Annotated in this window: 20 protein-coding genes; 9 read left to right on the forward strand and 11 right to left on the reverse strand. The window is 62.5% G+C overall.

The genetic code is table 11. The features are described from left to right. Positions 1-32 precede the first annotated feature (32 nt). Complete coding sequence (locus tag VKR55_RS23060; RefSeq protein ID WP_324406925.1) at positions 33-1,040, reverse strand: ABC transporter substrate-binding protein; 1,008 nt, start codon at positions 1,038-1,040, stop codon at positions 33-35. A 213-nt stretch (positions 1,041-1,253) separates the two neighbouring features. Here VKR55_RS23060 and VKR55_RS23065 point away from each other — a divergent pair, with 213 nt between their 5' ends. Beyond that, a complete protein-coding gene (locus VKR55_RS23065; protein WP_324406927.1) occupies positions 1,254-2,048 on the forward strand; it encodes a class II aldolase/adducin family protein in 795 nt (264 codons plus the stop codon). 137 nt (positions 2,049-2,185) lie between these two features. Here VKR55_RS23065 and VKR55_RS23070 read toward each other — a convergent pair whose 3' ends face one another. From VKR55_RS23070 to VKR55_RS23085, 4 genes are all read right to left on the reverse strand, one after another. Beyond that, positions 2,186-2,641 carry a RidA family protein gene (locus tag VKR55_RS23070; protein WP_324406930.1) on the reverse strand — a complete coding sequence of 152 codons (456 nt, stop codon included), beginning with the start codon at positions 2,639-2,641 and terminating at the stop codon, positions 2,186-2,188. A gap of 16 nt (positions 2,642-2,657) precedes the next feature. Then, a complete protein-coding gene (locus tag VKR55_RS23075; RefSeq protein ID WP_324406931.1) occupies positions 2,658-4,337 on the reverse strand; it encodes a benzoate-CoA ligase family protein in 1,680 nt (559 codons plus the stop codon). Positions 4,338-4,477: 140 nt separating this feature from the next. Next, positions 4,478-5,293, reverse strand: a complete 816-nt coding sequence (locus VKR55_RS23080) for an alpha/beta hydrolase (RefSeq protein ID WP_324406932.1) — start codon at positions 5,291-5,293, stop codon at positions 4,478-4,480. A 5-nt stretch (positions 5,294-5,298) separates the two neighbouring features. Beyond that, positions 5,299-5,787, reverse strand: a complete 489-nt coding sequence (locus tag VKR55_RS23085) for a MarR family winged helix-turn-helix transcriptional regulator (RefSeq protein WP_324407015.1) — start codon at positions 5,785-5,787, stop codon at positions 5,299-5,301. 316 nt (positions 5,788-6,103) lie between these two features. Here VKR55_RS23085 and VKR55_RS23090 point away from each other — a divergent pair, with 316 nt between their 5' ends. Continuing rightward, entirely contained in the window at positions 6,104-7,279 is a 1,176-nt protein-coding gene (locus tag VKR55_RS23090; RefSeq protein ID WP_324406933.1) for an ABC transporter substrate-binding protein, read from the forward strand. Positions 7,280-7,298: 19 nt separating this feature from the next. Beyond that, entirely contained in the window at positions 7,299-7,754 is a 456-nt protein-coding gene (locus VKR55_RS23095) for a cupin domain-containing protein (protein WP_324406935.1), read from the forward strand. 6 nt (positions 7,755-7,760) lie between these two features. Here the strand turns inward: VKR55_RS23095 and VKR55_RS23100 are convergent, their stop codons facing one another. From VKR55_RS23100 to VKR55_RS23115, 4 genes are all read right to left on the reverse strand, one after another. Next, positions 7,761-8,999 (reverse strand): flavin-dependent oxidoreductase, encoded by a 1,239-nt coding sequence (locus tag VKR55_RS23100; RefSeq protein ID WP_324406937.1) that lies wholly within the window; start codon positions 8,997-8,999, stop codon positions 7,761-7,763. A 54-nt stretch (positions 9,000-9,053) separates the two neighbouring features. After that, a complete protein-coding gene (locus tag VKR55_RS23105) occupies positions 9,054-11,405 on the reverse strand; it encodes a bifunctional salicylyl-CoA 5-hydroxylase/oxidoreductase (protein WP_324406939.1) in 2,352 nt (783 codons plus the stop codon). Between the two features lie 81 nt (positions 11,406-11,486). Then, positions 11,487-12,323: an enoyl-CoA hydratase family protein gene (locus tag VKR55_RS23110; RefSeq protein ID WP_324406940.1), complete on the reverse strand. Its 837-nt coding sequence runs from the start codon at positions 12,321-12,323 to the stop codon at positions 11,487-11,489. A gap of 30 nt (positions 12,324-12,353) precedes the next feature. Next, on the reverse strand, positions 12,354-13,115 hold the full coding sequence (locus VKR55_RS23115) for an SDR family NAD(P)-dependent oxidoreductase (protein WP_324406942.1): 762 nt from the start codon (positions 13,113-13,115) through the stop codon (positions 12,354-12,356). A gap of 113 nt (positions 13,116-13,228) precedes the next feature. Between VKR55_RS23115 and VKR55_RS23120 the strand changes: the two genes are divergently transcribed. The 5 genes from VKR55_RS23120 to VKR55_RS23140 are packed head-to-tail and all read left to right on the forward strand — an operon-like array spanning position 13,229 to position 18,931. After that, complete coding sequence (locus tag VKR55_RS23120; protein ID WP_324406944.1) at positions 13,229-14,026, forward strand: alpha/beta fold hydrolase; 798 nt, start codon at positions 13,229-13,231, stop codon at positions 14,024-14,026. Next, the gene (locus VKR55_RS23125) at positions 14,027-15,316 is read left to right on the forward strand and encodes an acyl-CoA dehydrogenase family protein (RefSeq protein ID WP_324406946.1); all 1,290 of its coding nucleotides are present in this window, start codon (positions 14,027-14,029) and stop codon (positions 15,314-15,316) included. It abuts the gene before it with no gap. Between the two features lie 2 nt (positions 15,317-15,318). Then, entirely contained in the window at positions 15,319-16,854 is a 1,536-nt protein-coding gene (locus VKR55_RS23130) for a class I adenylate-forming enzyme family protein (RefSeq protein WP_324406947.1), read from the forward strand. Further along, positions 16,851-17,945, forward strand: coding sequence for an NAD/NADP-dependent octopine/nopaline dehydrogenase family protein (locus tag VKR55_RS23135; RefSeq protein WP_324406949.1), 1,095 nt, complete (start codon positions 16,851-16,853; stop codon positions 17,943-17,945). Before VKR55_RS23130 ends, VKR55_RS23135 begins: the two co-directional genes overlap by 4 nt. Then, positions 17,942-18,931, forward strand: a complete 990-nt coding sequence (locus VKR55_RS23140; RefSeq protein ID WP_324406950.1) for a 3-hydroxybutyryl-CoA dehydrogenase — start codon at positions 17,942-17,944, stop codon at positions 18,929-18,931. Before VKR55_RS23135 ends, VKR55_RS23140 begins: the two co-directional genes overlap by 4 nt. A gap of 56 nt (positions 18,932-18,987) precedes the next feature. Here VKR55_RS23140 and VKR55_RS23145 read toward each other — a convergent pair whose 3' ends face one another. Further along, positions 18,988-20,034, reverse strand: coding sequence for a 2,5-dihydroxypyridine 5,6-dioxygenase NicX family protein (locus VKR55_RS23145; protein WP_324406951.1), 1,047 nt, complete (start codon positions 20,032-20,034; stop codon positions 18,988-18,990). A gap of 89 nt (positions 20,035-20,123) precedes the next feature. Continuing rightward, entirely contained in the window at positions 20,124-21,830 is a 1,707-nt protein-coding gene (ilvD, locus tag VKR55_RS23150) for a dihydroxy-acid dehydratase (RefSeq protein ID WP_324406952.1), read from the reverse strand. A gap of 189 nt (positions 21,831-22,019) precedes the next feature. Between ilvD and VKR55_RS23155 the strand changes: the two genes are divergently transcribed. Then, on the forward strand, positions 22,020-22,928 hold the full coding sequence (locus VKR55_RS23155; RefSeq protein ID WP_324406953.1) for an NAD(P)-dependent oxidoreductase: 909 nt from the start codon (positions 22,020-22,022) through the stop codon (positions 22,926-22,928). The last annotated feature ends 22 nt before the right edge of the window (positions 22,929-22,950 follow it).

A 22,950-nucleotide genomic window follows, 5' to 3' on the forward strand; every position in this document is an offset into this window, starting at 1 on the left:
GCCCTTAAAGCACCGAGGGCACCTTACTGCAATCAGTGGACCTCGGCGAGATAACGGTCGACAAAGCCTTTCTCGGTGTTTTCCATCTCGCCCCAATCGACGGCCTTGGCACGGGCGTAGTCGCTGTCGGGCAGGAACTTGCTCTTCACCGCCGCAGGCAGTTCGATCGGGCGCGCGGGGCGCAGATAGGCGTTGGTCCAGATCGCCTGACCCTTGTCGGACAGGAGATAGTCCAAGACCTTCTTGGCCTTGTCCTTGTCGGGCGCGTTCTTCACGAGGCCGACAACATAGGGAAACACCACCGAGCCTTCGCAGGGGATGACGAACTCGAAATTGCCCTTCTCCGAATACTTTGCGCGGTAGGCATTAAAGTCATAGTCGAAGAGGATCGGGATCTCGCCCGAGACCACGCGGGCGTAAGATGTCTGCTTCGGAACGATCGGGTCGTTCTTGTGCAATTCCTTGAAGTAGTTGATCGCGGGATCGAAGTTCTTTGATGAACCGCCGAGGGCGAGGTTGACCGCGACAGCGCCGACATAGCCGACCGCAGCCGAGGTCGGATCGAGATAGCCGACCATGCCCTTGTATTCGGGCTTCAGAAGGTCCTTCCAGCAGGCCGGCACCGGCTTGCCGCCGAGCGCGTCCTTGTTCACGAACAGCCCGAGCGTGCCGGAATGAATCGTGGTCCAGTAGCCGTCCGGGTCCTTCAGGCCCGCCGGTACCTCGTCCCATTTCGCCGGCTTGTAGGGCTCAAGGGCACCTTGTGCTTTCGCCTTGATGCCGAAATTGACTCCGAAATAGCCGATGTCGCCGACCGGATTAGCCTTTTCAGCGAGAATCTGCGCCAGCGCCTGGCCGGAGTTCTTGTTGTCGAGAGGGATGTCGTAATGCAGATCAGCCTTGATAGCCTTGAGCATGGAGGCCCAGTCCGCCCATTCCGGCGGACAGTTGTAACAGATGACGTCAGCCGCTTTGGCGGACTGCCATGGCGCAAGGCAAGCCAGCGCCAGCAGGAGCAAGGCAAAACGGATGGTCTTCATGAGAAAGCTCCGGTTTTTCGGGCAAGATCGCCGATGTTCCACTCCAACTATAGGCCGCGCACGAAGGATTTGCGACGGCGCTGTTTTGCCCTGCAACAAGGCTCGGGGGTGCATACTGGGCCGGACGTGCCTTGCGATGCGACGATAGTTGCAGATATCCTCTCGCCGCAGGGAATGCCGCCAGAAGACGTCCCGTTCAAACGGAGGAAGTTCATGAACCCGCCGGTCAATGCGCCCGCGATCAAGATCGTCAAATCAGTCCGTGAGCAGGTGAGCCCCGAAGAGTGGGACGCCCGCGTCAATCTCGCCGCCGCCTACCGCCTCGTCGCGATGTACGGTTACACAGAGATGATCGCGAACCACATCTCCTGCCGCGTGCCCGGCCATCACGACCAGTTCCTGATCAACCCCTACGGCATGCTCTATGAGGAGATCGACGCGTCCTGCCTGATCAAGGTCGATGTCGAAGGCAACACGCTGTTCAACGTCACCGACTACAATGTCAACGTCGCGGGCTTCGTCATTCACAGCGCCATCCACATGGCGCGTCACGACGTCGATTGCGTTGCGCATACGCACACACCGGCCGGCATGGCCGTGTCGGCGATGGAATGCGGGTTATTGCCGCTGGCGCAGACCTCCATGCGCTTCGTCCATATCGCCTATCACGACTTCGAAGGCATTGCCGACGATATCGGTGAGCGCGAGCGGCTCGTGCGTGACCTCGGCAATCACGAGGCAATGATCCTGCGCAACCACGGTCTGCTGGTGGTCGGCCGCACCATTCCCGCGACGTTCAACCTGCTGTACCGCATGGAGCGGTCGTGCGAGGTGCAGGTGATGGCGCTGTCCTGCAACACCAAGCTCATCATCCCCTCGACCGAGATTCTTGAAAAGACGTTCGACAGGGTGAAGCCGTGGCCGGACAAGCCGAATCGCAACGGCGATCTCGCCTGGCCCGCGCTGCTGCGCAAGCTCAACCGCGTCGACGCCTCATATCGGAATTGATTGACCCACGGGTGGTACAGCTAAAGCGCGATAGCTGCCCGCTATCGCGCTTTAGCTTTTTTGTTTGAGCATGATCTGTTCGGAAAACCGGTGTCCGCCCCGCTTCAAGTGCTGGGCAGGCTTTTCCGGATCATGCTCTAACGCGGCACTACCGCGGTAGCTTCGATCTCGACCCGTGCGGCCCTCTCGACCAAGCGCACGACCTGCACCAGCGCCATCGCGGGATAGTGGCTGCCGAAGATCTCGCGATAGATCTTGCCGAGCTCTTTCAGATTCGACAGATACTCGTCCATATCGACAACATACCAGGTCAGACGCACGAGGTGCTCCGGCCGTGCGCCGCCTTCCGCGAGAATCGCTGCGATGTTGCTGAGCGTCTGATGGACTTGCGCGACAAAGCCGTGCGCGAGCTTCTCCTGTCGGTCCCAGCCGATCACGCCGCCGGTGACCACAATGCGGCCCTCGGCGGCCATGCCGTTGGCGTAGCCCTTCGGCGCGGGCCAGCCGCTCGGCTGCAGGACCTGCGCTGAGGCCGATCTCTCCCCTTTCGCGCTCGTCTCGATCGCGAGGCTGGGCGCTTCCGTCGTATTCACGAAAATCTCCGTTGATCTATTCTGCGGCGACGCCTCGCGACGTCGCCTGGGCCTGCGCCATCTGGCGCAACGCATACCGTTTCAATTTGCCGGTTTCCGTCTTCGGCAACTGGGTCACGAACTCGACAGCGCGCGGATATTTGTAAGGGGCGATCTCGCGCTTGACATGCTCCTGCAAGGCAGTCGCCAGAGCCTCGCCGGCGCTCGCGTTGGCAGCGACCACGACATAAGCCTTGACGATCATGCCGCGGGCTTCGTCCGGCGCCCCGACTACGCCGCATTCGGCGACGGCGGGATGCGAGAGCAACGCCGCTTCCACTTCGGGGCCAGCGATGTTGTAGCCGGAGGAGATGATCATGTCGTCGGCGCGCGCAACAAAGGAGAAACGTCCCTTCTCATCGCGCACGAAAGCATCGCCGGTCAGATTCCAGCCGTCCCGCACGTAATTCGCTTGCCTGTTGTCGGCGAGATAGCGGCAGCCGGTCGGTCCGCGCACGGCAAGCTTGCCGACGGTGCCATTGGGCAATTCCCTCATCTCGTCGTCGACGATCCGGGCCTCGTAGCCGGTGACGGGATGTCCCGTCACACCCGCCGCCGCATCGCCCTCGCGGTTGGTGATGAAGATATGCAACATCTCGGTGCTGCCGATGCCGTCGAGGATGGTCTTGCCGGTCTTGCGGGTCCAGGCCTCGAACACCGGGGCCGGCAAGGTCTCGCCGGCGGAGACCGCCAGCCGCAGTGATGAAAGATCGGCGCCCTTGTCCATAGCCGCCATCATCGCCCGATACGCAGTCGGCGAAGTGAAGCAGATGGTCGCCTTGTAGGTCTCGATGATCTTGACCATCTCTGGCGGCGCTGCATTTTCCAGGAGCGTGGCAGTGGCGCCGAAGCGCAAGGGGAAGATCGCAAGGCCGCCGAGCCCGAAGGTGAAGGCCAGCGGCGGCGAGCCGACAAAGACGTCGTCGGGCGTAACCCTCAGCACTTCTCTCGCATAGCCATCCGCGATCGTCAGGAGATCGCGATGGAAGTGCATGGTCGCTTTCGGCTCACCGGTAGTGCCCGACGTGAAGCCGAGAAGCGCGACATCGTCGCGGCCGGTCTTCACCGCCTCGAACTTGACCGGCTTGTTCAGCGCCACACGGTCAAGCTCGGCGTCATGGTTCGAGGTGCCGTCGAAATTGACGACCTGCTTGAGGAAGCGGCTCGTCTTGGCGCAGGCGACGAGTTCGTCGGCGGTGCGGCTGTCGGTCAGCGCCAGCGCGATCTCGGCCTTGTCGACGATCCTGGCGAGCTCACCCGCACGCAGCATCGGCATGGTATTGACCACCACGGCTCCCGCCTTGGTCGCAGCCAACCATGCCGCCACCAGCGCCGGGTTGTTGCCCGAGCGGATCAGGACGCGATTGCCGGGCTTGACGCCGTAGTTCTCGACCAGTGCATGCGCGAGCCGGTTCGACCAATCCGCCAGCTCCTTGTAGGTACGCTGGCGGCCATTGCCGATCAGCGCGATATTGTCGCCCATCCCGCGCTCGACGATACGATCGGTGAGCTCGACGGCAGCGTTGAGATAATCCGGGTATTGAAACTCCGGCCGATCGCGCAAAAGCTCCGGCCATTGCTCCGGCGGCGGCAGGTTGCGCCGCGCAAAATCGTCGACATGCCCTGAAGGGCCAAGGTTCAAAGTTCTACCCAACATTTGTCCCTCGCTTTCTGAAAGGCCAGGACCAAAGTTCGAAAACGCCCGGCAGGCGCTTTATCCTTAAATATTTTATACTTAAAATATCTGGACGCAAGAGGGCAAATCCGGCTCGTCCAAAGGGGATTTTCGCACCCGACCTAGCGCCGCGCCAGGGCTTTCAGCCGCAACACCATCGGCGAACCCCCTTCCGCCAGCGGCGCAATCGCGGTGAAGTGATTGGCTCCGCCGATCGTTCCCGACCGCGTCGCAATTCCCGCCGCTCCCCAGGACTCGGCGATGGTGCGGCTCTGGCGGTGATATTCCGCGCTCTCCTTTTCGCCGACCACGGCATCGAGGATGCCCTGTGCCGGCGGTCTCCAGAACAGAGGGCTGGCGGCTTTGGCGCTTTCGCCATCGAGCCCAAGCGCCTTGTTGATTGAGGTTTCGACCAGCGGCACCAGGTCGAACAGGCCGGAGATGGCATAGGCCGCAATGACCAATTCCGTCGGCAAGGAGGTGTCGAGCGCAGGCCAATCGGTTGCCAGCATGCAGGCCGCCAGATGCCCACCCGCCGAGTGGCCGCTGATCACCAGCGGCCGACCAAGCCGCGCCAACTCACGTGCCGCGGCGCGCATCTGCTGAATGATGGTATCGATGCTGACCAGCGGACCGAGATCGTAAGTGGGCACCGCAACGTCGATGCCGTGGCTGTTGAGCCCTCTTGCGCAATGGCTGAACGAAGAGCCGTCGAGTGCCTGCCAATAGCCGCCGTGGATGAAAACGACGACCGGCCCCTGGCCATCGCCGGCGAAGAAATCGATGGTGTTGCGGCTGCCCGGTCCGTAGCGCATCGACCGCGGCGCGCGCTGCAGGCGGTAAGCGGCAGCATCCCTCGCCCAGCCGGCCATAAGCGCGGGGTTCTCGGGAACCCGCGCCCGGTTGTTGTATTCGACCTCGTAGTCGATCCCGCTCACGCGACTTACGGTGCTCGGCGGCTGGCGCTCTTCTGCGCCGAGCCCTTGGCTTTTGCCAGCAGTCGCATCAATTCGCGGACATCCTTCGGCGTCAGATCCGCGAAGATATCGGCGATCCACGCTTCGTGCTCGGCAGCCATGCGGCGAAATTCAGCGCGGCCAAGCTTGGTCAAACGGATGACCTGCACGCGGCGGTCAGATTCCGAGGTGCGCCGGTCGAGGTGGCCGGATTCAACCAGGCGCTCCACGAGCCCGGTCACATTACCGTTCGAGACCATCATGCGCTTGGAGACGTCGGAGAGCGTCATGCCCTCGGGCGCTCGGTCGAGCTGGGCCATCAGATCGAACCGCGGCAACGTGACATCGAACCGTTCGCGCAGGCGGCTACGCACGGTGCCCTCAATGAGCGTCGTGCAGGTCAAGAGGCGAAGCCACAACCGGAGCTCGTCGCCATGGTCGTTTTCAACGGCCTTGGTCTCGGAATCAAGGATCATGCTTGCCATTGCTACTACCCGAAAAGCTTTTTGCCAAAAAACGTCACGGCCCGTGCTCGCCCCGGCTTTGGCCATCGTTTTCAGCTTCAAATAATTTGCGGCATATCGCAAGTCAAACGCGGCGTTGCTCGTCATATTTCTTTAGGTTTCAAACAACTGGCCTGCAGCTTGCATGCGACATTCCTCGACCTCTTTCCCGGGGGCAAACTCGATCCCGCCTCGCTTGCAGCGATGACCATCGTCAGAATAAGCTTGGATATGAAGCGTAAGTCAGAGCTGGCTGCGGATATACGTGGCCGCCGGTGAGGAGGGATCAATGAAGCAGCGCTTGGGATTGGCTGGACTCGTGGTCTTGCTGGGATTTGCAAGCGGCTCGGCCGCCGCGCAGGATAAGATCAAAATCGGCGTGATCGTAACGCTGTCGGGACCGGCCGCAGCGCTGGGCCAGCAGGTACGCGATGGCTTTGCGCTCGGAGTGAAGGATCTTGGCGGCAAGATGGCCGGCAGGGACGTCGAGATCATTGCTGTCGACGACGAGTTGAAGCCCGACGCCGCCGTCACCAAGGTCAAGGGTCTGCTCGAACGCGACAAGGTCGATTTTGTCGTCGGGCCGATCTTCTCCAATATCCTGCTGGCGATCCACAAGCCCGTCATCGACACCAGGACGTTCCTGATCAGCCCGAACGCCGGTCCCTCGAGCTATGCCGGCAAGGAGTGCAGCCCGTTCTTCTACGTGACCTCCTACCAGAACGACCAGGTCCACGAGATCCTCGGCAAGGTCGCGCAGGATCGCGGCTACAAGCGCGTCTACCTTCTTGTGCCGAACTATCAGGCGGGCCGGGATTCCGTTTCAGGCTTCAAGCTCGACTACAAGGGCGAGATCGTCGAAGAGTCCTACGTGCCGCTCGGGACGCTGGATTTCCAGCCCGAGCTTACCAAAATCGCTTCGCTGAAGCCCGATGCCGTCTTCACCTTCATGCCGGGCGGCATGGGCGTGAACCTGGTGAAGCAGTATCGCCAGGCCGGTCTAGCCGACAGCATCCCAGTGCTATCGGCGTTCACGGTCGATGAATCGACATTGCCGGCGCAACAGGATGCGGCGCTCGGGATGTTCGGCGGCGCCGATTGGGCGCCCAATCTGGACAACCCGCAGAGCAAGAAGTTTGTCGCCGGTTATGAGGCGGCTTACAAAATCGTGCCGGGCACCTACGCAATGCAGGGTTACGATACGGCGATGCTGATCGACAGCGCCGTGAAGGCCGTCAAGGGTGACCTCGGCAACAAGGACGCCGTGGCGGCCGCATTGAAGAAAGCCGACTTCACCTCGCTGCGCGGCGGCTTCAACTTCAACACCAACGGCTATCCGATCCAGAATTTCTATCTGACCAAGGTGGCCAAGCGTCCGGACGGGAAATTCCAGACCGAGATCGTGCAGACAGTGTTCGAGAACTATGGCGATCGCTATGCCAAGGACTGCACGCCCGGCAAATGAGCGAGGAAGGAAGTACAGTATGAATACCGAAGTCGCCGGCATCACCCGCGCCAACGAAGGCATTCAGGGCATCACCTGGAATATCCTCGGGCAGACCTATGTGCCGAAGAACCGCACCGAGCACAGCTTCTCCTGGCACGCGACGTTTCCGCCCGGCACCTTTGTGCCGCCGCACATCCATCCCGACCAGGATGAATATCTCTACATCCTCGAAGGCCGACTCGACTTTTTTCTCGATGGCGCGGACGAGTTCGCAACCGCCGGCGATACGGTGCGCCTGCCCATGGGCAAGCCGCACGGCATCTTCAACAAGTCACAACAGAATGCGAAGACGCTGTTCTGGGTGTCCCCCACCCGCCGGCTCTACGACCTGTTCTGGGCCATTCACAACATGAAGCAGCAGAACCCCGAGGATGTGGTGAAACTCGCCGCCGAGCACAATATCCACTTCCTGCCGCCGCCTCCCGGCCAATAGGCCAGGCTATCGCGACACCACACGCGCCGCAAAGCCTGCCTTCGCAGCGTAGCCACGTACGATCGCTTCGCGCGCCTCGTAATTCAGGATCGTGTCGACGTCGGTGAAGCCTTGCGGCGCAAGCTGCTCGACCGCATCGATCACGCCCTCCGGCCCGCCGCGGCGGTTGGACGCGACGATGTCCGCGGTCATCGGCAACCGTTGGCGCTCATAGGCCGCCAGCGCCTGGCGGGGATGCTCGGACCGCGCCAGCGCATCGGCAAGGCAGCGTGCGTCGAGGATCGCCTGCGAGGCGCCGTTCGAACCGACCGGATACATGGGATGCGCGGCGTCACCGAGCAGCGTAACCCGGCCGCTCGACCAACAGGGCAAGGGATTGCGGTCGCAGCAGGGATACTCCCAGAACTCCGGCGTGGCGTTCACCAGCGCCGTGAAGTCGACCTGCGGGATCGAGAAGCCGTTGACGTAGGGCATGAGCTCGTCTCGCCGGCCGAGCCGCGACCAGTCTTCCCGGCGCGCCGGCGGCGCAGTGCCGTCGCCGATCCGCACCAGCACCGCCCAATTGGTGAGCCGGCTCGCCGGGCTCGAGCCCTCCGCGATCGGATAGACCACAGCCTTGGCGTTCAGGCCGCCCGCAATGATCATCGAGCGACCGGTAAGGAAGACCGGCCAGTCCGTCGCGCCGCGCCACAGCATCAAGCCGTTCCAGCAAGGCGGCCCCTCCTCCGGAAACAGCGTTTCCCGCACCTTGGAATGAATGCCGTCGGCGCCGATCAAGATGTCGCCGCGCGCGGTGCGGGTATGCGCGCCGCTTCGATCGAAGAAATAGGCGGCGATGCCGCCTTCATCCTGCGTAAATGACCCGAGCCGGCAGCCAGTATGGACGGCATCCGCGCCGAGCCGCTCCATCACGGCCTGATGGATGACGCCCTGCAGGCGGCCACGGTGGATCGAGAACTGCGGCACGTCATGGCCGGCATCCAACCCGCGCTTTTCGTGCCAGACCTGCTGGCCGTGACGGGTCAGATAAAACAGCTCATAGGTGCGGACAGCGACCTGGTCGAGCCGATCCAACAGGCCGATGGCGGCGAGCTCGCGGATCGCATGCGGCAACGTGTTGATGCCGACGCCGAGCTCGCGGATGGAATCCGACTGCTCGAAGAGCTCGCAGTCGATGCCGCGCGCCCGCAGCATGAGCGCGGTGGTGAGGCCGCCGATACCGCCGCCGACGATAATCGCCTTCATGGCCCAAACTCCACTCAACACAAAAAAGGACGCCGCCTAGCGTCGCACGGTCCCTTATTCGGCCGCAAGCGGCTTTGTGGCCGCCGCCTTGAGCTCGGCCCGCGTCTTCGGCTTAGCCTTAATTTTGAGGTCCTCGAAATCCTGGCGATCGCGCAAGCTGTTGCGGAATATCTGCTCCTTCCCTGGAAGGTATTGCGGCGGGCAGAAGATATCGGTTGCGCCGTACCAGGCGGCGGCCTTCATCGTGAATGCAGGATCGACCAGATGCGGCCGGGCGAGCGCTACGAGATCGGCACGGCCGGCAGCGAGGATAGTGTTGACCTGGTCGGCCGTCGTAATGTTGCCGACGCACATGGTGGCGACCCGCGCCTCGTTGCGGACCTGATCCGAAAACGGCGTCTGGAACATGCGGCCATAGACCGGCTGCGCATCGCGCACAGTCTGGCCGGTCGAGACGTCGATGAGATCAACGCCTTGCTCGGCAAAGGCCCGAGCGATCTCGACCGCGTCGTCTCCCGTGATGCCCCCCTCTGCCCAGTCGGTTGCCGAAATGCGCACCGACATCGGCTTGTGCGAAGGCCAGGCTGCGCGCATCGCCTCGAACACGTCCAGTGGAAAGCGCAGACGATTCTGGAGCGAGCCGCCGTATTCGTCGGTCCGCTTGTTGGTCAGCGGCGAGATGAAGCTCGCAAGGAGATAACCGTGAGCGCAGTGAAGCTCGAGCATATCGAAGCCGCAGCGCTCGCCGCGTTCAACTGCGGCCACGAACGCCGCTTTCACCGCATCCATGGCGGCGCGGTCCATCTCGCGCGGCACCTGACTGTCGGGAAAATACGGAATCGGCGAGGCTGAGATCACGTCCCAGCCGCCCTCGTCCAGCGGCCGGTCCATGCCCTCCCACATCAGCTTGGTGGCGCCCTTGCGGCCGGCATGGCCGAGCTGCAGCGCAAATTTCGCCGCCGAATTGGCATGGACGAATTCGACGATACGTTTCCAGGCCGCTTCCTGCTCGTCATTCCACAACCCGGCGCAGCCCGGCGTGATCCGGGCGTCGCGGGCAACACAAGTCATCTCGGTGAAGATCAGGCCGGCACCGCCAATCGCGCGTGAGCCGTAGTGCACCAGATGAAAATCCGTCGGCACCCCCTCCTTTGCCGAGTACATGCACATCGGCGAGACGACCGCACGGTTCTTGATCTCCATCTCGCGCAGCCGCATCGGCTGGAACATCGGCGCGAGCGGCCTTTCGACATTGACATCAAAGCCCTTGGCGCGAACCTGTTTTGCAAAAGCCTTGTCGACATCGGTGACAAAATCCGGCGCTCGAAGCGTCAAATTGTCGTAGGTGATAGCCTTCGACCGCGTCATCACGCCGAACGCAAATTGCACCGGATCGAACTTCCAGAAGCGATCGACATGCTCGAACCAGACGAGGGAAACGTCAGCAGCATGCTGGGTTTTCTCGACCTCCTCGCGGCGCCCTTCCTCGTAAAGCTGCAACGCAGCCCCAATCGTCGGCGCGTGCTCCATAGCCTCCGCTAGCGCGATCGCGTCTTCCATGGCGAGCTTGGTGCCCGAGCCGATCGAGAAATGCGCGGTAGCCTTGGCGTCGCCGAGCAGCACCATGTTGTCCTTGACCCAGCGCTGGCTGCGGATCATCGGAAAATTACGCCACATCGAACGATTGGTCAGAAGCTGATGCCCGCCGAGGAACCAGCCGAAAATCTCCGCCATCCGTTCGGCGGACCGCTTTTCATCCAGGCCCTTCAATCCCGCCCGCTCGAAGGTCGCGGGATCAGTCTCGAAAATCCAGGTCGAGCGGCCTGCCTCATACTGATAGGCATGCGCGATGAACGGGCCCCACTCGGTCTCCTGGAAGATGAAGGTGAAGGCGTCGAGCGGACGGGTCGAACCCATCCACGCGAAATAGTTGGAGCGGACGTCGACCTCGGGCTGGAAATGCGCGACGTGCTTGTCGCGGAAGCGGCTATTGATGCCGTCGGCGAGGACGATCAGGTCGGCATCGGCGAAGCGCTTTTCATCCTCGATCTCGACCTGGAACAGCAGGCTGACGCCGAGCTCGCGCGCGCGCTCCTGCAGAATGAGAAGCAGCTTGCGCCGCGAGCAGCCGCAAAACCCATTGCCGCCAACTCGATGCACCGTGCCGCGGAAATGCACTGCGATATCATCCCAGTAGGCGAACTCCTGGGTAATGCGGCGGTAGCTCGGCGGATCGTATTTCTCGAAGTTGTCGAGGGTGGCATCGGAAAACACCACGCCGAAACCGAACGTGTCGTCGGCGCGGTTGCGCTCGTAGACCACGACCTCGGCCTCTGGCCGCTGCTTTTTCAGCAGGATCGCGGCGTAAAGGCCGGCGGGTCCGCCACCGATGATCGCGATTTTCATGAGCGCCTCCGGGGAAACGGCAATCTGAAATATTTTAAGCTTAAAATATCTATTGGCAAGTCCCCGACCGGCGCATTTTGCTCAATTTCCCTGGAAGACCGGCTTCACCTTGTTGGAGAAGGCGACGAAGGCGCGCTCGAAATCGGCCGTCGTCATGCAAAGCGCCTGCGCCACCGCTTCCGCCTCGATCGCCTCCTCGACCGACATTGCCCATTCCATGGCCAGCATCCGCTTGGTCATGGTGTTGGCGAAGGTCGGACCTTCGGCGACCTGCCGCGCCAACAATTGCACTTCCGGCAAGACACGCTCGGGCGTGACGATGCGGCTGAAAAAGCCCCACCGCTCGCCCTCCTCCGCGGTCATGAAGCGGCCGGTATAGAGCAGCTCCGAGGCGCGTGACTGGCCGATGATACGCGGCAGGATCGCGCAGGCGCCCATGTCGCAGCCGGCGAGCCCGACCTTGTTGAACAGGAACGCGACCTTGGCGCCCGCTGCTGCCAGCCGCATGTCGGATGCCATCGCCACGATCGCGCCTGCGCCGGCACAGATGCCCTCGACGGCAGCTACGATCGGTTGCGGACAAGCCCGCATGGCCTTGACGAGATCGCCAGTCATGCGGGTGAAAGCGGTCAGTCCCTTGGTGTCCATCTTCACCAGTGGGCCGATGATCTCGAAGACGTCGCCGCCGGAGGAAAAGTTACCGCCGGCACCGGTAACCACGATCGCCTTGACCTCGTCATCGAAGGCGCAGGCGCGGAAAAAGTCGGTCAGCTCACGATAGCTCTCAAACGTCAGCGGATTTTTCCGCTCCGGACGATTAAGCGTCACCGTCGCGACGCCTTCCACCACCGCCAGCAGGAAATGCTTCGGTGAGTAATCGGCGAGTGGCACGGTAACGGGGTTAGCGGGTCGGTTCATGGAATCTCCCTTGGACGACTGTCTTGATCTTCAAACCTCGCCGCCGGCAACCGCAATCGCCTGTCCGGTGATAGCGCCGGCGCGCTCGCCGCACAGCCATACCACGGCGTCAGCGACCTCTTCCGGCCTGACCAGACGACCCTGCGGATTGTGCTTGGCGAGCTCAGCCACCGCCTGCCCATGGCTGCGGCCGGTCTTCTTCATGATGTTATCGATGCTGCCGGCGACGAGATCGGTATCGGTGAACCCGGGGCATACGGCATTCACGGTGATTCCCGTATTGGCAAGCTCCAACGCCAACGAGCGAACCAGACCGAGCACGGCATGCTTGGCGGCGCTGTAGGCGCTCACATACGCATATCCCTTCAATCCCGCCGTCGACGCGACCGCGATAATCCGTCCATGCGGCCGATCCCTCATCGAGGGCAGGGCAGCCTGGATCGAATAAACCACGCCCATGAAATTGACGTCCATCATGCGCTGGAACAGCGCTGAATCGGATTTCGCAAAGGGCGCGGATTCGGCAATGCCGGCATTGGCAATCAAGATATCGATGGGCTGCCGTGCCGCGGCTCGGGCGATCGCCGCGCTGATGGCCGGCTGATCGGCGACATCGGCGATGTCAGCGAAATGCGCATCGCCCGCAGCCACCGCCTCATTGAGCACCGCGCTCTGGCGGCCAAGCACCGTGACAGTCGCGCCAGCACGCGTCAGTTGGCCGGCGATGGCCCGGCCGATGCCGCGACCGCCACCCGTAACCAGCGCATGCAGCGAACGCGGTAGTCCGGACATTCGCTTGAACTCCTGATAAAACTCACGGGCATCGAGGTTTCCGCATATATTTTATACTTGAAGCTTTTGCAAGAAAGCGGCAGGCCTGTTAGCATCATCCAATGACGACGCCCATGAAAACGAGGGATGGCCGCTTTGCCTATGAGGCGGCAGGCGATCCCGCCAAAACGCCGCTCGTGTTCCTGCACGGCATTGGCGGCGCCGCGCGGGCCTGGCGCTCGCAAATCTCGGTTTTCAGCGCTCGCTATTATGCGCTCGCCTGGGACATGCCCGGCTACGGCGGCTCGGCGCCGCTTGATGCCGTCAGCATCGCGACGCTGGCCGACGCTTTGCAGGATTTTTTGCAGCAGACCAGTTCATCCCGGCCTGTGCTCGTCGGACATTCCATTGGAGGCATGATCGTCCAACAATGGCTCACCAGGCATCCGCGCAGCGCCGCGGCCATCGTGCTCGCGCAAACCAGCCCGGCCTTCGGCAAGCCCGACGGCGACTGGCAGAAGCAATTCATCGAAGCCCGGCTAGGTCCCCTCGACCGCGGCGAGACCATGAAAACGCTGGCGCCGTCACTGGTGAAGGAACTGGTAGGAGACAATTCCGATGCCGACGGAATGGAGATTGCGCGCGACTGCATGGCGAGCATTCCCGAAGCCAGCTATCGGGCGATGATACTGGCGCTGCTCGGCTTTGACCAGCGCAAGGCGCTCGGCAACATCGCCGTGCCGGCACTGGTGTTATCGGGGTCGAAAGACAAGAATGCGCCGGCACCGATGATGGCGAAGATGGCGACCTATATTCCGTCCGCGTCTTATGTCGAATTGGAGGGCGCCGGCCACCTAGCCAATCTGGAGCAGCCGAGAGCTTTCGATGCAGCACTCGAACAATTTCTTAAGACCGTCGAGGTGACAGCATAAATGACGGCACCGGTCAGCAAGAGTGCAACCGCAATGGCCAAGGTCGCGCTCGACGCGCCGATCTTCGATCCGGGCGCGTTTCGTCTGAGCAATGAGCAGGCTGATATCATCTCGCGGGCGCGCGAACTCGGTCAGAGCGTGTTCGCCGGCCGCGCTGCGGCCTATGATCGCGACGCGGCATTTCCGACTGAGAATTACAGGGATTTGCATCGCGCCGGACTGCTCGGCATCTCTATTCCGAAGAGGTATGGCGGGCTGGGCGCCAACTACCAGACCTATGCCCTCGCCGCCGCCGAGATCGGCCGTTATTGCGGCGCGACCGCGCTCACCTGGAACATGCATGTCTGCTCGACGCTGTGGTCCGGGCCGCTCGCCGACGATCTCGACATGGACGCCGGTATGCGCGCCGAGCACGAGCGCCGCCGCGCGATCCACTACAAGCGTATCGTCGATGACGGCGCGATCTATTCGCAGCCGTTCTCGGAAGGCGGCGCCGCTGCCGCTGGCGGCGTCGCGTTCGGCACGGAAGCACGGCCGGTCAAGGCCGGCTGGGTCGTCAACGGCAAGAAGATCTTTGCATCCCTCTCCGGCCACGCCGACTACTATGGCGTGCTCTGCACCGAGATTGCGGAAGGAGAAAAGGCGTCTCGCCGCAATACGCTGTACCTCGCCGTACCGGCCAAGGCCGACGGCGTCTCCGTCGTCGGCGATTGGGATCCGTTGGGCATGCGCGGAACCGTATCGCGAACGCTGCTATTCAAGGATGTGTTCGTAGAGGAAGATGCGGCGCTGATGCCGCGCGGCGTGTATTTCCAGGCCGCGCAGCGCTGGCCGCACATGTTCCTGACGCTGTCGCCGACCTATATGGGTCTCGCCCAGGCAGCCTACGATTTCACGGTGCGATACCTGCGCGGCGAGATGCCGGGCATGCCACCGGTCAAACGGCGGATGTATCCGACCAAGCAGATCGCGGTCGCGCAGATGCAGATCAAGCTGGAGCAGATCAAGGCGACCTGGTTCCAGGCGGTCACCGAGGCCGGCCCCAATCCGAGCAAAGAGCAGGTGCTGCGCGCCTACGCCGCACAATATTCTGTCATGGAAGGTGCCAACGAAATCGCTACCCTGGCGATCCGTACTTGCGGCGGCCAGGCAATGCTGAAATCGCTGCCGCTGGAGCGGGTCTATCGCGACAGCCGCTGCGGCTCGCTGATGCTGCCCTGGACCGCCGAACTCTGCCTCGATCGCATCGGCCGCGAAGCGCTGTACGAGGCAGGCGAAACGGACGACTGACGGTGGATCTCTCAGGTCTGATCGAGCGCAATGCGGCTTTTGCGCCGGACAAACCCGCGCTGCATTTCGAGGGCGGGACGCTGAGCTATGCGGCGTTCGCGGCAAGGATCGAACAGACCGCACGCGCCTTGAAATCCGAACTCGGCGTAAGCCCGGGCGATCGCATCGCGATCCTGAGCTTGAACCGACCGGACTATTTGGTGTTGCTCTATGCTTGCGCGCGGCTCGGGGCAATCCTTGTACCGCTCAATTGGCGGCTTGCGGTCGCCGAGCAGGAGTTCATTCTTTCCGACGCCGCGGCAAACGTTCTGGTGCTGGAGCAGGCGTTTGCCGCCGTGTTGCCCGCACTCGAGAAGAGCCTGCCCGAAACGGCGGTAGTTGGACTCGATTTCGTACCCGGAAGCGGCACCGCGTTTGATGCACTGCTCGCGCAAGCGAGCGGCGACGGACGCAACCCGCACGTAGACCTCTCCTGTCCGCTCCTCATCGTCTACACTTCCGGTACCACCGGAAGGCCGAAAGGCGCCGTGCTGCGGCAGGAAGCGTTGCTGTGGAACGGCGTGATGAGCCAGCACATGCATGGCCTCACCTCCGATGATCATGTGCTGACCGTGCTGCCTTTCTTCCATGTCGGCGGCCTCAACATCCAGACCACGCCCGCACTACAGCACGGTGCGACGGTCACGATCCACTCTCGCTTCACTCCCGACGCGACGCTCGCGTCCTTCGAGCGCGATCGGCCGACCTTGACCGTGCTGGTGCCCGCCATCATTCAGGCGGTGACCGATCATCCCGGCTGGGCCACGACCGATCTCTCGTCGCTGAAAGCGATGTCGACCGGCTCGACCATCGTGCCGCCGCATCTGATCCAGCGCTTTGTCGCCCGCGGCGTGCCCGTACTGCAGGTCTACGGCTCTACGGAGACCTGCCCGATTGCGGTCTACACGCGGCTTGGCGGCGATTTATCCCGCGAAGGCTCGACTGGTCTTCCCGGCCTTTGCTGCGAGGCCATTATCATCGACGACGTCGGCAATGAATTGCCGCCGGAAGCGGCGGGCGAGATCGCGGTGCGCGGTCCGAACGTGTTCTACGAATATTGGGGGAATGAGGAAGCCACGTGCGAGGCATTGCACGACGGCTGGTTTCGCACCGGAGACATTGGCCGACGGGATGCGGACGGCTATTTCTGGGTGCACGACCGCAAGAAGAACGTGATCATTTCTGGCGGGGAAAACGTCTATCCTGCAGAGGTCGAGCGCGTGCTGCTGGAGCATCCCGACGTTGCGGAATGCGGCGTGATTGGACGCGCCGACGCGCGCTGGGATGAGGTGCCGATCGCCTATGTGATCCGGCAAAAAGGTTGCTCGGTCGATGCGGAAAGCCTGCGAACACACATGCAGACGCAATTGGCGCGGTTCAAGATACCGCGAGAGATCATGTTTGTGGAGGATTTGCCGCGAACCGCGTTGGGGAAGGTCCAGCATTTCATGCTGAAGCAGATCGACGCTAAGACGCCTGAGAGGGGGGACGTCACTTGAAGATCGCGGTTTTGGGCGGGGGAAACGGCTCTTTTGCAGCCGCGGGGGATTTTGCGCTGCAGGGCCATGAGGTGCGGCTGTGGCGGCGAGACGCCGATCAAGTCGCGGCGCAACGGGCTGCGGGCTCCCTTATCCTGGTCAAGGATGTGAATGGCCGACACGATGCAAAGCTGGCGCTGGTAACGACCGATATCTCGGAAGCCGTGCGCGATGCCGAGCTGATCCTGTGCCCTGCTCCGGCTTTCGCGCAAGCAGACATCGCAAAGCAACTCGCGCCGTATCTGAGGGACGGCCAAGTGGTGTTCCTGCCGCCGGCCACCTTTGGCTCGATGATCTTTGCGCGCGCCGCTTACGACGCCGGTAACCGGGCCGACGTGAGCTTTGCCGAAACCGGGACGCTGCCCTGGCTGGCTCGCAAGCATGGCCCGTTTGAAGTGGCCATCACCATCCGCGCCAGGCGGCTTCCGGTTGGGGTATTTCCGCTAGCGAACGCCGATCATGCGCTTGCGGTGATCTCCCGGGCCTTTCCCGGCGTGATCGAGCGCTGCGGCGATGCGCTATCGGGCGCGCTGATGAACGCCGGCCCGATCATTCATCCGCCGCTGATCGTGATGAATGCGGGCCCGATCGAGCATTTCGAGCGCTGGGACATCCACAAGGAAGGCACGCAACGCGCCATCCGCCGGGTCACGGATGCGCTCGATGCCGAACGCATCGCCGTGCGGGAGGCGCTCGGTTATGCCGCACCACATTTTCCGCTGGCACATCACTATGCCAAGGAAGGCGAGATCTGGATGTACGGGCGCGGCTCGCATGACCGGCTCACCGACTCCGGCGACTGGCGCGAGCGGTTGGTCCTGACCGAGCACCGCTACATGCTTGAGGATTTGCGGCTGGGATTGTCACTGCTGGTCTCGGTCGCCGAGCTCGCTGGCGTCGCCACGCCGCTGGCAAGGGCCTTTCTCGCCGTCGGCGGCGCAATCTGCGCCGAGGATTTCATGAAGACTGGCCGCACGCTCGCGAGCCTTGGCTTTGGCGGTCTGCATCACGCCGAATTGCAAACGTTGCTGCACGAAGGATTTGGCGAATGAGAGCCGCACGTCCCGCCATCGCCTGCCTCGGCGCGGGCCGCATGGGCCGCGGCATTGCCGTTGCCTTCGCCTACGCCGGTCACGCCATCGCCATGATCGACGTCAAGGCGGGACGTTCCGTCGAACAATTCGCAGAGCTCGAAGCCGAGGCCTTGGGTGAAGTTAGAAAGACGTTGGCCAGCCTCTCGCGGTTCGGGCTGCTGAAACAAAGCGAAGCGGATTCCATCATGGCGCGTGTCTGCGTGGTTCCAGCGAGCGCCGGCGACGCCGTGCTTGCCGGCGCCGGCATGGTGTTTGAGGGCGTGCCCGAAGTGGCCGAACTGAAGCGCGAAGTATTGGCCGCCGCATCGAGATTGGTCGGTCCCGATATCATTATCGCGTCCACGACATCGACGATCCTGGTCGACGATCTCTCCACCGCGATCGAACACCCCGAACGCTTCCTCAATGTGCACTGGCTAAACCCTGCCTATCTGATTCCGCTCGTCGAGATTTCGCCGGGGAAAACGACTGATCCGAATGTTACTGCTCGCGTGAAGACCTTGCTTGAGAGTATCGGCAAGGTGCCCGTGGTGTGCGCGGCGACGCCGGGCTTTATCGTACCGCGCATCCAGGCGCTCGCCATGAACGAGGCCGCGCGCATGGTCGAAGAAGGCGTTGCGAGCGCCGAAGAGATCGACAGGGCAATCCGCTACGGGTTTGGCTTCCGCTATGCGGTGCTGGGCCTGCTGGAGTTCATCGACTGGGGTGGCGGCGACATCCTTTATTACGCCAGCCGCTATCTCGAGGGCGCGCTCGGCAGCGACCGCTACCGGGCGCCGGATGTGATCTCAAATAACATGCGCGATGGCCGGATTGGCCTCCGTACCGGCGCCGGCTTTCTCGACTATTCGTGTCTCAACGTGGACGAATATCGTGAGATGCGGCTCGCCGAGTTGGTCAATATGCTCCGCCATTTCGGCTTGGCACGGCCGCCGGTCCTTTAACCGTTTTTTGCGCATGATCTTATCGGAAACCGGTGCCCACTTTTACGGATCATGCGCTAGCCGAACACATCTTGCAGGACACCGTCGCGCACAACCGCGATGCCATCCAGCTCGATCGTCGTTCCCATGATGGGCAGGTCGAAATGGCCAGCGGTATAGCGGCCGGCGAATTCATTCGCGCCGGTCGAAAACAGGAAGTTGCCGGACACCGCGCGCAGCTCCGTGCCGTTGGTATCGCGTTGGTCATACATGGAGAGCGCCTCATAACGAGCGCCCGGATTCATACCGAATCCGACATGCGACACCGCATAAGCCTCGCGGTCGCCCCAGGCGGCCAGATACGCCCGCATCATCGCGGCATCAGCGCCCTCGCCTTCGAGATCGGTCACATAATCGTCTTTCAGGGTCATTTTGACCGGAGAGGTCAGATAGCGTTTGAAGGTGAGATTGATATCGCCGGCCGCCATCACGAGTATGCCATTGACGGCGCCGCTTTTCGGAAAACTGACCACGATGCCGCCCGGCCAGTGCGCCAGCGTGCCGGGCTTGTCGGTCCAGCCCCAAACACCGACACTCGAAGCGCCGACCATGTCGACGTCAAGTGCGGTGCCCGCCTTCGATGTCACGCGCATCCGCTTGGTCCCGCGGAGCATCTTGGCCGCCGCACGCACTCGCTTTTCCAGTGCACTGTCCGGCGCCATGCGTTCCAGCGCTTCCGGATGCTCGTTCGAAATGACAAGGATCCGCGCGCCGGCCTTCAGGATATCCGGCGTCTCCGGTGCGTGCATCAGCCCTTCAATGGTGCAATCGACGACGAAGCCCGCCTGCTGCAGCGCCGTCACGACCGGCGCCAGCCGCTGAATTGCTTCACTCGCGCCGGTGGAGCGGATGGGCACGATCTGCTTGTTACGCGGCGTCGGCACCACGACATGAAACGGCCTCGCGCCCATCCGCAGTAGCGCAAGTTCAGCCAGGTGCACGTTGAGCGCACGGGACTGTGTCTCCGACAAGATCGCAGCGGTGTCGCCTGCCTTCACCGCGCAACGTTCGAACACTTCGCAGAACGCGTCGATCCATTTCGCCTCGATGCGGTCCGCGAGCATGTTGTCTTCTCCTAGGCTTCCGGAAATCTACGCAGCAAGCACGATCGGCAATTCGAACAGGTCGTTCAAGGTGAGGCTCAGCAACGCGATCACCGGTGCTTTTCGTCGAACCATGGCCAATCCGCAGCACCATCGTGGGTCACCGCGCCACCAGGCGCCTGCCCCACCAGCTTTGCATATTTTGCGAGCCCGCCCGCCCGGTGCCGCGGCGGCCGCGGTTTCCAGGCCTTGCGCCGCTCGGCAAGCTCGCTCTCTTCGACCAGCAGATCCATGTGCCGCGCCGCCGCGTCGATCCTGATACGGTCGCCGTCACGGACCAGCGCTAGCGGCCCGCCGACAAACGATTCCGGCGAGACGTAGCCGATACACATGCCCCGCGTCGCGCCGGAGAAGCGGCCGTCGGTGATCAGCGCAACCTTTTCTCCCATACCCTGCCCGTAGATCAAGGCGGTGACGCCCAGCATTTCTCGCATGCCGGGACCACCAACGGGGCCTTCATTTCGAATAACAAGCACGTCGCCAGCGGCGTAACGGCGTTGACGAACTGCGTCGACACAGCCCTCCTCATCCTCGAACACGCGCGCCGTGCCTTCGAACAGGAGATTCTTCAAGCCCGCCACCTTGATGACGGCGCCATCAGGACAAAGATTGCCTTTCAGCACAGCAACGCCACCGTCCGGCATGATCGGCTTGCTAGTGGGAAAGATCACCTCGCCATCCGGCGCGTTAGCGCCGCTATATTCCTCGGACAGCGTCCGGCCGGTGACGGTCAGGCAAGTGCCATCGATATGGCCGCTTTCGATCAGCGCACGAATGACTACCGCTGTACCGCCGATATCATAAACATCCTTGGCAGTATATTTTCCGCCCGGACGCAGGTTTCCGATCAACGGCGTACGCGCAAAGACTTCGCCGACATCATCGATGGTGAAAGCGATGCCGGCCTCATTGGCGAGGGCCGGCAAATGCAACGCGGCGTTGGTCGAGCCGCCGGTTGCAGCGACGATCGCAGCACCATTTTCCAGCGCTTTGCGTGTCACGATCTCACGCGGCGCCGGCCCGCCGCGGGCCAGCATCTGCATCACCAGCCGCCCTGCCCGGCGCGCGATTTGCGCGCGCTCCGGATAGACTCCTGGGACCATCGCAACGTTGGGAATCGTGAGTCCCATGGCCTCGGAAACCATGGCCATCGTGTTGGCCGTGAACTGGCCTGCGCAGGCGCCGATCGTCGGCAGGCACGTTCGCTCGATTCCGGTCAGCGTTGTCTGATCAATCTCGCCGGTCATGAAACCGCCAACCGCTTCATAGGAATCGAGCACGGTCAGGGTCTTGCCCTGGAACCGGCCGGGCAGCGCGCTGCCGCCATAGATGAAGATCGAGGGCACGTTGCAGCGGATCATGCCCATCATCACGCCAGGTAACGTCTTGTCGCAGCCGCCAAAGCCGATCAGCGCGTCATACGCAAGGCCGTGGACAACGGCCTCGATCGAGTCTGCAATCAGCTCCCGCGAGAACAGCGAGAACTTCATACCCTCGTGGTTCATGCTGATTCCGTCGGAGACCGAAATCGTGGCGAACTCGCGCGGCGTGCCGCCGGCCTCGGAAATGCCCTCCTTCGCCGCCTCGACCTGGAAATCATGAGTCATGTTGCAGGGCGTCTGCTCGCCCTTCATGCTGACCACTCCGATCATGGGTTTTGCGAGCGCAGCGTCGTCCAGCCCCATTGCGCGCATGAAGGCGCGATGTGGCGCCCGGTCGAGGCCGTCGGTCGTTACCCGGGATCGCCACTTCATCATCCGCAGTGCCTCCCGCAGGCCCGGCGCCTTCCGGTGCCGAACAGGCCCCTCCATCAATTCCTGAAGCACAACCTTTCATGGTTCAAACAATCAGGCAAGCTATTGACGGGCTGCTTGTATTCGCCCGACACCGCAGGAATATTTGGCTGAACGCTTTGGGCCACTAGACCTTCGAATACGGAGAGGCGAATGATCGGAATGGGAGCCGGCGGACGGCAGGACGAAAAACTCGGTTATCTTGGGCTTGGCATGATGGGATTTCCGATGGCCCGGCGCCTGCTCGCTGCCGGTCACGAGGTCACCGTCTGGAACCGTTCAGTCGGCAAGGCCAAGGCGTTGACCGAAGCCGGCGCGAAGCCCGCGGCCAATCCGCGCGAAGTTGCAGCATCTTCTTCCATCATCTTCATGTGTGTGACCGACGCGGCCGCGGTCGAGGATGTGGTGTTCGGCACCGAAGGATTTGCGTCCGTACCAAGCGCCGATAAGCTGGTGGTCGACTTCTCGTCGATCCATCCGGACAAGGCCCGCGCGGTGGCGGTGCGCCTGAACGACGCGAACGGCATGAAGTGGATCGATGCGCCGGTTTCGGGCGGTACCAAGGGCGCGGAGGAAGGTACGCTGGCGGTGATGGCTGGCGGTGACACCGCCGATATCGAGCGCGTGCGGCCCTATGTTCTTACGATGGCGCGGCGGCTCACCCATATGGGTCCGACCGGCGCCGGGCAGATGACGAAGCTCTGCAATCAGGTGATCGTCGGCTGCGCCATGGCGGTGCTAGCGGAAGCCACGCGGCTTGCCGTCAACTCGGGGATCGACGCGGGACGGCTGCCTGAAGCGCTGGCCGGCGGCTTTGCCGATTCCATCCCACTGCAGTTGTTCGTACCGCGAATGGTGCAAGGCATCCACTCGCCGCCGCTTGGCCATATCGCGACCATGCTGAAGGATCTGGATACGGTGGCCGAAGTCGCTCACGACACGTCGACCCCGGTGCCCATGGCTTCGCTTGCCGCGCAACTGTTCAGGTTGGCCAAGGCCGCGCGCGGCGCCGATGTCGACGCACTCGAGATCTACAAGATTTCGGCGTCGCAAAGAGGTTGATGTCCGGCGCGAACTCTTTGCC

The organism is Bradyrhizobium sp. (assembly GCF_035309285.1).
Classification (GTDB): domain Bacteria; phylum Pseudomonadota; class Alphaproteobacteria; order Rhizobiales; family Xanthobacteraceae; genus Bradyrhizobium.